This is a genomic window from Bradyrhizobium sp. CCBAU 65884 (genome assembly GCF_028128835.1).
Classification (GTDB): Bacteria; Pseudomonadota; Alphaproteobacteria; order Rhizobiales; family Xanthobacteraceae; genus Bradyrhizobium; species Bradyrhizobium ottawaense.
In genome coordinates, this window is the sequence record NZ_LBJU01000132.1 from 90,462 (window position 1) to 101,620 (window position 11,159).

Here is an 11,159-nt window from a genome sequence, read left to right on the forward strand (position 1 = left end):
CACATGCGCCTGACTGCTGGATCGCCTGCACGCCTCGGCGCAAGCTGGGACGGACGCGGCACCAATTTCGCGCTGTTCTCCGCGAACGCACAGAAGGTGGAACTCTGCCTGTTCGACGCGCAAGGCCGCCGCGAGCTCGAACGCATCGAGCTGCCTGAAAGAACCGAGGATGTCTGGCACGGCTATCTCAACGACGTCTCGCCCGGCCAGCTCTACGGCTATCGCGTGCACGGCCCCTACGAGCCCGAGCACGGCCACCGCTTCAACGCGAACAAGCTGCTGCTCGATCCCTATGCCAAGCGGCTCGCGGGACGCCTGGTCTGGAGCGATGCGCATTTTGCCTACCGCACCGGAAGCGCGCGCGAGGATCTCTCCTTCGACCGGCGCGACAATGCCCGCGGCATGCCCAAGGCCGTCGTGGTCGACGAGACCTTCAACTGGGGCCGCCGCGAGATCCGTCCCAACATCCCATGGGAAGACACCGTCATCTACGAGGCTCACGTCAAGGGTTTGACCCAGAAGCGCGACGACGTGCCACCGAACCTGCGGGGCACCTATGGCGGGCTGTCTTCGCCGGCGATGATCGAGCACCTGAAGAAGCTCGGCGTCACCACGGTCGAGCTGCTGCCGGTGCACAGCTTCGTCGACGACCGCATCCTGGTGGAGAAGAAGCTCGCCAATTACTGGGGCTACAACTCGCTCTCGTTCTTCGCGCCGGAGCTGCGCTACGCCCAGGACAACGCGCTCGACTCCTTCCGCACCACGGTGGCGCGCCTGCACGATGCCGGCATCGAGGTGATGCTCGACGTCGTCTACAACCACACCGCCGAAGGCAACCATCTTGGTCCGACGCTGTGCTACCGCGGCATCGACAACGCCTCCTATTACTGGCTCAACCGCGAGAACCCGCGCTATTACGACGACTTCACCGGTTGCGGCTCGTCGGTCAATCTCACCCATCCGCGCGTGCTGCAGATGGTGATGGATTCCTTGCGCTACTGGGTCGAGGTCTGCCACGTCGACGGCTTCCGCTTCGACCTTGCCACCACGCTCGCGCGCGGACCGAACGGTTATGATCGCGGCATCTCGTTCCTGACCGCGATCCGGCAGGATCCGGTGCTCGCGACGGTCAAGCTCGTCGCCGAACCCTGGGACCTTGGCCTCGGCGGTTACCAGGTCGGAGCATTCCCCTCGCAATGGTCGGAATGGAATGATCGCTATCGCAGCGCCATGCGCCGCTACTGGAGCGGCGAAGGCAGCCTGATCGGCGACATCTCAAGCCGGATGACGGCATCCTCCGACCTGTTCAACCATGACGGACGGCGGCCGCGCGCCAGCATCAATCACATCACGGTCCACGACGGCTTCACGCTCGCCGACCTCTTCAGCTACAACGAGAAGCACAACGAGGCCAACGGCGAGGACAACCGCGACGGCTCCAACGACAACCACAGCAACAATTGCGGTGTCGAGGGTCCGACCGACGATCCTGATATCATCGCCCTGCGCCGCCAGCTTCGCAAGAACGTGCTGGCCTGTCTGATGCTGGCGCAGGGTGTTCCGCTGATCCTCGCCGGCGACGAGGTCGGCAACTCGCAATCCGGCAACAACAACGCCTATTGCCAGGACAACGAGATCGGCTGGGTCGGCTGGGACAATCTCGGCAAAGAGGGCGACGACATGGTCGATTTCGTCGGCCATCTCGCCGACATCCGCCGCCGGTTCTCGCAACTTCGCAGCCATCGCTGGCTCGACGGCCGCCCCGCAGACGGCGTGTCGTACGGCGCATTGTGGCTGACACCTGCGGGTGACGAGATGACGGAGAACGACTGGAAATTCCCGGAGGGAAGATTCCTCTCCTATGTGATGGGCCCGATGGAACCGGGTGGGGCCGCGATCTTTATCGTACTGAACGCCGCCCCCGAAGAGATCGCATTCAAATTGCCCAAAATGCCCGAATACAAGAGCTGGCAACAGATCTTGAACACGACCGATGCCAAGCTGAATACGGTCGAGTTCCCGCCCGGGAGCGATAGCAAGGCGCCGCCGCGCTCCGTGCTCGCCTTCGCGGGGGCGCTATGAGGCCATCCTTCGGGGCGAGGCCGACAAAGGACGGCGTGTCGTTCCGCCTGTGGGCGCCTGGCGCTCGCCGTGTCGACCTCCTGCTCGACCGAAGACACGCGATGCAACGCCGGCAGGATGGCTGGTACGTGGCGGATATTTCCGGCCTCACCGCCGGCAGTCCCTACAAGTTCAGAATCGACGACGAGATCGAGGTACCCGATCCCGCCTCGGCCTTTCAGCCCGAGGATGTGTTCGGCCCGAGCGAGGTGATCGATCACGACGCCTTTTCGTGGCGTGCGCGCGATTGGCGCGGCCGGCCCTGGGAAGAGACGGTGCTGATCGAGACCCATGTCGGCACCTTCACCTCCCAAGGCACTTACCGCGCCATGATCGACAAGCTCGATCATCTTGTCGCAACCGGCATCACCGCGCTGGAATTGATGCCGCTGGCCGATTTCGCCGGGCGCCGCGGCTGGGGCTATGACGGCGTGCTGTGGTACGCGCCCGACAGCGCCTATGGCCGGCCCGAAGACCTGAAGACGCTGATCGACGAAGCGCATCTGCGCGGGCTGATGGTATTCCTCGACGTCGTCTACAATCATTTCGGGCCCGAGGGGAATTATCTCGGCCGCTATGCGCCGACCTTCTTCACCGATGCTCACACGCCCTGGGGCAGTGCGATCGACTATCGCGTGCCGCAGGTGCGCGCATTCGCGGTCGAGAACGCGCTGTCCTGGCTCAGCGACTACCGTTTCGACGGCCTGAGGCTGGATGCCGCCAATCACATCATGGCAATCCCCGGCGAGCAGTCGATGCTGCAGGACCTCAGCGTCGCCGCCGGCGAGCTTGCCAAGGCCACGGGGCGGCGCATCCATCTCGTGCTGGAGAACGGCGACAATCGCGCCAGCCTGCTCGACGCGGCGCAGGAGCCGCCGAATGGCAAATATCGGGGACAGTGGAACGACGATTATCACCACGTCTGGCACGTGATGCTGACTGGCGAGCTCGCCGGATACTACGCGGATTATCAAACGCCACGGCTCGATCTCGCCCGCGCGCTGGCCTCCGGCTTCGTCTACCAGGGCGAGGTTTCGGAGTTCTGGGGCAAGAAGCCGCGCGGCGAGCCGAGCGGCAAGCTGCCGCCGGCGACCTTCGTCAATTTCCTGCAAAACCACGACCAGATCGGCAATCGTCCGCTCGGCGACCGGCTCGAGAGCCTGGCATCATCGCAGCAGATCGAAGCGGCGCTTGCAGTGACACTGCTCGCGCCGATGGTGCCGATGCTGTTTCAGGGCGACGAATGGGGCTCCAGGGCGCCTTTTCCGTTCTTCTGCGATTTCCACGGCGAACTCGCCGATGCCGTCCGCAAGGGGCGTAAGCAGGAATATGCCTGGGCTTACGAGAAGTACGGCGACGAGGTGCCCGACCCGCTCGATCCGGCAACGCTGCAATCGGCCGTGCTCGACTGGACCGGCCGCACGCCGCAGCAGGACGCGCGGCTCGCGCTGGTCCGGGAGCTGCTTGCGCTTCGCCGCAAGGAGATCATGCCGCGGCTGAGGGGCGCGAGTTTCGGCGAAGCCGAGGCGGCCGACAGCGGCCTGCTCACCGCGCATTGGCGTATGGGCGACGGCACGGTGCTGCGCCTGTCCGCCAACCTGTCGGACCACGAGATCGTCTCCAATGTCAGCGCGGGTACGCCGATCTGGGGCGGCGAGACCGGCGACCGGCTTCCGCCCTGGTCGGTGATCTGGCGCCTCGGAGGTTAGGATGCCTCCCGCCATTCCGCTCGCGACCTATCGGCTTCAGCTCACCGCGGATTTCGACTTCGACAAGGCGGCCGCGGTGGTCCCCTATCTGAAGGCGCTGGGGATCACGCATCTCTATGCCTCGCCGGTGATGAAGGCGCGCAAGGGCTCGACCCATGGCTACGACACCGTCGATCACAGCCAGTTCAATCCGGAGCTTGGCGGCGAGGCCGGCTTCGCCCGGCTGAGCGAGGCGCTGACCAAGCACGACCTCGGCCTCATCATCGACTTCGTGCCCAACCATGTCGGCGTGCATTTTGCCGACAATCCCTGGTGGCTCGACGTGCTGGAATGGGGCCAGGCTTCGCCCCACGCGGTCTCCTTCGACATCGACTGGGATCAGCTCGCCTACCGCGCCCGCGGCGGCGTGCTGCTGCCCATCCTCGGCGCGTCCTATGGCGAGGCGCTCGAGCGCGGCGACATCGAGCTGCGCTACGATCCGGACCAGGGAAGCTTCTCCGCCTGGTATTTCGAGCATCGCCTGCCCGTCGCGCCGGAGCGCTATGGCGAGATGCTGCGCATGATCGTGAAGGAAGCGGATGCCGCCGAGACGGAGGCCGGCGAACTTCTGCTGTCGCTTGCGGCGCGCTATACGGGATTGCGTCGTCCCAATCGCAAGGAGGCACCGGCGTTCAAGACCGAGCTCAGGGAGATCCCTGGTGCTGCCGAGGTGATCGCACGCGGCCTTGCCGCCTATCGTGCCGCCAAGGATCGTCCCGCGCAGACGCTGGCGCTGCACCATCTGCTGGAGCGCCAGCACTACAAGCTCGGGCACTGGCGGCTTGCCTCCAGCGATATCAACTATCGCCGCTTCTTCGACGTCAACGGGCTCGCAGGTCTGCGCGTCGAGGACGCGAGCACCTTCGCCGCCACGCACCGGCTGGTGAAGCAGCTCATCGCCAGCGGCAAGCTGCAGGGCATCCGGCTCGATCACATCGACGGCCTGCGCGACCCCGCGCAATATTGCCAGCGGCTGCGCCGGCTGGTGCGCGACGCGCAAGGAAATACAAAGCCGTTCTACACCGTGATCGAGAAGATCCTGTGCGAGCACGAACGCCTGCCGCACCTCGCCGGCGTTCAGGGCACCACCGGCTATGAATGGATGAACGTCATCACCCATGCGCTGGTCGAGGCCGGGGGCCTGGGGGCGCTGGACGAGACCTGGCGGCAGGTCAGCAACCGGCCGCCGCGGCTTGCGCCTTACGTCAAGGACGCCAAGCGGCGCGTGCTGGAGACGCTGCTCACCAGCGAATTCACCGTGCTGACCCGCCTGCTCGCGCGCATCGCCAACGGGCATTATTCGACGCGCGATTTCTCCGCCGACAGTTTGCGGCAGGCGCTGGAGCTCTATGTGCTGCATTTCCCGGTGTACCGCACCTATCTGACCAATAGCGGCCCGACCGCGCCCGATCGCAAGCTGATCGATGACACCATCGCGCGCGCCCGCGCGGAATGGTTCGCCGCGGACGAAGGCATCTTCGACTTCCTGCGCGACGCGCTGACCATGGACCTGCTCAAGCCCGGCCGCCCCCCGCACAGCGCCCCGCGCGTGCGTCGTTTCGCGCTGAAGGTGCAGCAATTCACCGGGCCGATGATGGCGAAGTCGCTGGAGGACACCGCGTTCTATCAATTCCACCGGCTGCTCGCGCTGAACGAGGTCGGCGGCGATCCCGCCAGCACCGGGCTCACGATTTCCGCCTTCCACGAGACCATGCAGGCCCGCGCCAAGGAATGGCCATTGGGAATGACGGCGACCGCCACCCACGACACCAAGCGCGGCGAGGACGCCCGCGCGCGCATCGCGGCGATCAGCGAGATTCCCGGCGAATGGACCAGCGCGGTGGCGCGATGGAAGGTGCTGAACGCGCCACACCTCACGCTCCATGGCAATTACCGCGCGCCGTCGGCGACGTTCGAATACATGCTCTACCAGACCCTGCTCGGAGCCTGGCCGCTGCAGGGACCGGTCGATGCCGGCTTCGTCGAGCGCATCCAGGCCTATGCGCTGAAGGCCGCGCGCGAGGGCAAGGAAGAGACGAGCTGGCTCAACCCGCATGAAGCCTATGAGAACGGCGCCAAGAGCTTCATCGACAAGATTCTCGATCCCGCACTATCCGGTGAATTCCTGGATTCACTGCAAACGCTGGCCCGGCGCCTGGCGCTGCTCGGCGCCTTGAATTCTCTGAGCCAGCTCACCCTCAAGGCCACCCTGCCCGGCGTGCCCGACTTCTACCAGGGCACCGAGTTCTGGGACCTGTCACTGGTCGACCCCGACAACCGTCGCCCGGTCGATTTTGGCGCGCGGCACGCGGCGCTGAGGTCACTGGACGATCCGGATTGGCGTAGCCTGACCAAGAGCTGGCCCGACGGCCTGATCAAGCTGGCCTGGACACGGCGTCTTCTCAAGCTGCGCAATGAACTCGCCGACGTCTTCGCTCAAGGCGACTATCAGCCGCTGGCGGTGCGCGGCGCCCATGCCGACCATGTCATTGCCTACGCCCGGCGCCATGGCCGCGCTGCGGCGATCGTCGTGGTCGGGCGCCAGTTCGCGCCGTTTACCCAAGCGGGCCGGGAATGGCCCGCGGTGGAGGGAATTGACGCGACCGTCGATATCACGGGCTATGCCGCGACAGGCCATGAGGGCCACGAACTGCCGGTCACGCAGGCTTTCCGTGATTTTCCCGCCGCTGTCATCGAGGCCCGCACGGCAAGCGCCATCAGGCCCGCGCGCCCGCGCGTGCGCGCCTGAAGCTACTTTCCGTCGTCCTTGGTCAGCAGCAACTGCCCGCGCTTCCTGATCGTGGCCTGCGCCATCTCGGCAAAGCGCTGCAACAGCCAGGGCAACACCACCTGGACCTTGACATGGTCTTCGGCGACGTCGACCTGACCCGTCGCGATCTGCCCGAGCGCGCGAATGCGAAAGGCCATGCTGTCGCCGGTCCAGCGTTCCTCCTCGACCTGCATCACCGGAATGCTGGCTGCCGCCCGGCCGAGCCCGGTCTTGAGCCGGCGGACCGCCTCCTCGCGGCCGAGATGATGCGGAATTGAAACGACAAGCGGTGCTGACATGGCCCTGCCCCGTGATGATCGATCCTCACATAGTCATGCCGGACGACGCGGCAAAGGTTCCATGCAACTTGGACCTGTGGCCCTGTTTCAAAAACGGAACCTAAAACCCTGCGGCAAGTTGCCCTCGCACGAGGGGACAGGTGCAAACGACCCTTGCAACGAAGGGCTGAGGAGATTCGCATGTCAATCGGTACGATCATTCTGATCATTCTGGTCATCGCCCTGCTTGGCGGTTTCAGCGGCATCGGCGGCGGCCCGTTCTACGGCACCGGCTATTACGGCGGCGGCGGCCTCGGACTGGTCATCGTCATTCTGCTGATCCTGCTGCTGATGGGACGGATCTAGCGACACAGCGAGGACTTCGTAGGGTGGGAAGGCACTCTTGCGCCGTGCCCACCTTCCCTCGCCGCAACAAGAAGGTGGTGGGCACGCTTCGCTTTGCCCACCCTACGAGTGTCGCGGCTGGAGCGGGGGCTGCGCCGTCTAATCCACCCTACTTCATCTTCTCCGCAAGCTTCTTGATCGTCGCCTTGATCGACGCGGCCGCATCGTCATAGCCCTCCCACGCCTTCGACCGCGGCAGCAGGCCCGGCACGGTCCGCAGCGTATAGCGCTTCGGATCGAGATCGCTCTTGACCTGCGCCCACGTGACGGGCATCGAAACCGTGGCTCCGGCCCGCGCACGCGGCGACAGCGGGGCCACCGCCGTCGACATCCGGTCGTTACGGAGATAGTCGAGGAAGATCTTCCCCTTGCGTAGCTTCTTCGACATGTTGAGCAGATAGCGCTCTGGATCGTCGTCGGCCATCCACTGGCAGACGCCCTGCGCGAAGGCCTTGGCTTCCTTCCAGCTCACCTTGTCGCGCGCGCCGTGGAGCAGCGGCACCACCACGTGCAGGCCCTTGCCGCCCGTGGTCTTGCAGAAGCTCTCCATGCCGAGGTCCGTGAGCCGCTGACGCATGTCCTTGGCGGCCTCGACGACATCGGCGAACTCCACATCCGGCGCCGGATCGAGATCGAACACCAGCCGGCCCGGCGTATCGTAGGCATCAGGCGCGCAGTTCCAGGGATGCAGCTCGACGCCGCCGATCTGCGCGACGGCGGCCAGCCCTTCGACGCGATCGATCTGCAAATACGGCTTGCGATCGCCCGAGACCTTGGCCAGCTCGAGCAAATTCGAGGTGCCCTGCATGGCATGACGCTGGAAGAACGTCTCGCCGCCGATGCCGTCGGGCGCACGCACGATCGAGCACGGGCGCCCTTTCAGATGTTCGATCATCCAGGTCCCGACCGCCTCGAAATAGCGCGCGAGATCAAGCTTCGTCACGCCCTCGCCGTCACCGCCGTCGGGCCACAGCTCCTTGTCCGGCTTGGAGATGACGACGCCCATCACCTCGGCGGTGCCGGTGTCCTTCGATCGCTTGGCTGTCTCCGCCGCGCGCTTGCGGGGCGTGGGCTCGGCGAGCTCGGTGTCGACAGGCGTCTCCGCCTCGACTTCCTCGGCGGGCTTGTCCTGCCGCAGGCCCTTGAACGCGGCCTGGCGGATATTGCCGTCGGCGGTGAAGCCGGCGAACTCGATCTCGGCGACGAGCTCCGGCTTCAGCCAGTGCACCTCGCGGCTCTTCTTCGGCGCGTTCTTGCCGCCGAAGGGGCTCTCCTTGGCCTCCATGGCCTTCAGGGACGGCATGATGCGCTTGACCTTGTCCGCGCCGAAGCCGGTGCCGACCATGCCGACGAAGACAAGATGATCGCCGCGATGCACGCCGGCCATCAGCGAGCGGAATTTGCCGTTGGTGGTCTTGTAGCCGCCGATCACGACCTCATGGCCAGCACGGCACTTTGCCTTGGTCCAACTCTCGGTGCGGCCGGAGCGATAGGGCGCCTCCAGCTTCTTTGACACCACGCCCTCCAGCTCGAGTTTGCAGGCCGATTGCAGCACCGCGTCGCCGCCGCTCTCGAAATGCTCGACATAGCGGATCTGAGCCGATTTCCGCTTGCGCGCTCCCAGCAGCTGCTTCAACCGCGCCTTGCGCTCGCCGAGCGGCAGACGCCGAAAATCGAGATCTTCCGCGAACAGGAGGTCAAAGGCAAAGAAGATCAGCTCTTCAGTCTTGCCGTCCGACAGCGCGGCCTGGAGCGAGGAGAAATTCGGCGCACCGTCGTGATCGAGCGCCACGATCTCCCCGTCGATCATCACGTCCGGCAGCGCAGCCGCCTCCTTCGCGATCGAGGCGAACTTGTCGGTCCAGTCGAGACCCTTGCGCGTCTTCAGCGTCGCCTTGCCGTCCTCGACCCGGAGCTGCACCCGGTAGCCGTCGAATTTGATCTCGTGGCACCAGCCCTCGCCACCCGGCGGCCGCTCGACCGACGTGCAGAGCTGCGGCGGCACGAAGTCCGGCATCTCGGTGACCTTCTTGCCACTGATGGCAGTTGTGGCCTTCTTCGCCGCCCCGCTCTTAGAGATCTTGCCGCCCTTCAATGCCGTACGTGGCGCCGGCTTGACCGTTTGCCCTTTCGCTTCCTCGGCCCGGTTGGATTGCCAGACCGCGTCGGCCTTGGTCTTGGCACCCTTGGCCAGCATGAACGGCTTTGGCGCGCGCCCCTTGCCCTCGGCGATCTGCTCCATCGCACGGCCGGAGGCGACGGATTTGTCCTCGTCGAGAATGTCGTTCTTGGCCCCTTCGCGGACGAATTCGTCGCGGTGCTTGATCAAGAGCCAGTTGGTGCGCTTGCCGCCGGTACGGTCGCTGCGCATGCGGACCAGGACCCAGCTTCCCTGCAGCTTGTCCCCATGCAGTGTGAACTTCAGATCGCCCTTCTTGAAGCCGCGTTCGGGATCTTCCGACTCCCAGGTGCCGCGATCCCACAGCATCACCGTGCCGCCGCCGTATTGCCCTTCCGGAATCGTGCCTTCGAAATCGCCATAGTCGAGCGGATGGTCCTCGACCTCGACCGCCAGCCGCTTGTCGTGCGGATCGAGCGAGGGACCCTTGGTCACCGCCCAGGACTTGAACACGCCGTCGAATTCGAGCCTGAGATCGTAATGCAGCCGGCTCGCGTCGTGCTTCTGGATCACGAAGCGCCGCTGCTTCGACGGCGTCACCGCCGTCTTGCCCGACGGCTCCGGTGTCTTCTCGAAATCACGCTTCTGTCGGTAAGTGGAGAGTTTTTGCAGCACGACCGGTCCCGCTTCTCTTTCGGGGATTCAAGCCTATCACGGCCAAAGTCCCATCCGGAACCAAAACCCCGCGGGGCGGTTGGGGTTCCAAAACGCCTTGAGAACGCTGGAGAATGGAATGGCCCCGCGCGCCTATTGGAAGGGAACGTTGAAGCTGTCGCTGGTCAGCTGCCCGGTCGTGCTTTATCCGGCGACCACGGCGGCCGAGAAGACGCGGTTTCATCTGATCAACCGCGAGACCGGCAACCGGCTCAAGCAGCAGATGATCGATGCCGAGACCGGCGATGTCGTCGAGAGCGACCAGAAGGGCCGCGGCTATGAGCTGCGCAAGGGCAAATACGTCGAGATCGAGCCGGAAGAGCTCGAGGCGGTCCAGATCGAGAGCAACCACACCATCGACATCGAGAGCTTCGTGCCGAGCGAGGAGATCGACCAGCGTTACCTCAACCATCCCTATTACCTTGCACCCGACGGCAAGGCCGCGGTCGATGCCTTTGCGGTGATCCGCGACGCCATGAAGGACCAGGAGCGCGTGGCGCTCGCCAAGATCGTGCTCACCAACCGCGAGCACATCATGGCGATCGAGCCGCTCGGCAAGGGCCTGCTCGGCACCACGCTGCGCTTTCCTTACGAACTGCGCGACGAGGACCAGTTCTTCGAAGACATCAAGAGCCCGAAGATCACCAAGGACATGGTCGAGCTCGCGGGCCACATTCTCCAGACCAAGGCCGCCCATTTCGACCCCGGCAAGTTCAAGGACGAGTACGAGAACGCGCTGAAGGCGCTGGTGAAACGCAAGGCCAGCGGCAAGAAGATCGAGCTGCCGGAGCCCGAGGAGCGCCCCAGCAACGTCGTCAGCCTGATGGATGCGCTGAAGCAGAGCCTGAAAGGACGTGGCGGCAAGAAGACGGCCGCGAAGTCGCATGCGCGGCGGGCAACTGGACGGCAGCGGGCCGCGAAGAAGACGCATCGGTCCACGGCGCGACATCGGAAGGCGGGTTGAGGGGATCGCTCGCCCGGCACTCGATATCGTAGGGTGGGCA

The 11,159-nt window shown here is 65.0% G+C and carries 7 protein-coding genes; 5 read left to right on the top strand and 2 right to left on the bottom strand.

The window, feature by feature from the left end:
- Nucleotides 1-3: 3 nt before the first annotated feature.
- The 3 genes from glgX to treY are packed head-to-tail and all read left to right on the top strand — an operon-like array spanning nucleotide 4 to nucleotide 6,618.
- Nucleotides 4-2,082 (top strand): glycogen debranching protein GlgX, encoded by a 2,079-nt coding sequence (gene glgX / locus XI03_RS35205; protein WP_028145677.1) that lies wholly within the window; start codon nucleotides 4-6, stop codon nucleotides 2,080-2,082.
- A complete protein-coding gene (gene treZ, locus XI03_RS35210) occupies nucleotides 2,079-3,830 on the top strand; it encodes a malto-oligosyltrehalose trehalohydrolase (protein ID WP_271594658.1) in 1,752 nt (583 codons plus the stop codon). Before glgX ends, treZ begins: the two co-directional genes overlap by 4 nt.
- A 1-nt stretch (nucleotide 3,831) precedes the next feature.
- Nucleotides 3,832-6,618 carry a malto-oligosyltrehalose synthase gene (gene treY, locus XI03_RS35215; protein WP_271594659.1) on the top strand — a complete coding sequence of 929 codons (2,787 nt, stop codon included), beginning with the start codon at nucleotides 3,832-3,834 and terminating at the stop codon, nucleotides 6,616-6,618.
- A gap of 2 nt (nucleotides 6,619-6,620) precedes the next feature.
- Here the strand turns inward: treY and XI03_RS35220 are convergent, their stop codons facing one another.
- Complete coding sequence (locus XI03_RS35220; RefSeq protein WP_028145680.1) at nucleotides 6,621-6,938, bottom strand: polyhydroxyalkanoic acid system family protein; 318 nt, start codon at nucleotides 6,936-6,938, stop codon at nucleotides 6,621-6,623.
- Between the two features lie 180 nt (nucleotides 6,939-7,118).
- Here XI03_RS35220 and XI03_RS35225 point away from each other — a divergent pair, with 180 nt between their 5' ends.
- Nucleotides 7,119-7,283 carry a DUF3309 family protein gene (locus tag XI03_RS35225; RefSeq protein ID WP_018318514.1) on the top strand — a complete coding sequence of 55 codons (165 nt, stop codon included), beginning with the start codon at nucleotides 7,119-7,121 and terminating at the stop codon, nucleotides 7,281-7,283.
- 148 nt (nucleotides 7,284-7,431) lie between these two features.
- Here the strand turns inward: XI03_RS35225 and ligD are convergent, their stop codons facing one another.
- On the bottom strand, nucleotides 7,432-10,116 hold the full coding sequence (ligD, locus tag XI03_RS35230) for a DNA ligase D (RefSeq protein ID WP_271594660.1): 2,685 nt from the start codon (nucleotides 10,114-10,116) through the stop codon (nucleotides 7,432-7,434).
- Between the two features lie 118 nt (nucleotides 10,117-10,234).
- Between ligD and ku the strand changes: the two genes are divergently transcribed.
- Nucleotides 10,235-11,119 carry a non-homologous end joining protein Ku gene (gene ku, locus XI03_RS35235; RefSeq protein WP_038951112.1) on the top strand — a complete coding sequence of 295 codons (885 nt, stop codon included), beginning with the start codon at nucleotides 10,235-10,237 and terminating at the stop codon, nucleotides 11,117-11,119.
- Nucleotides 11,120-11,159 lie beyond the last annotated feature (40 nt).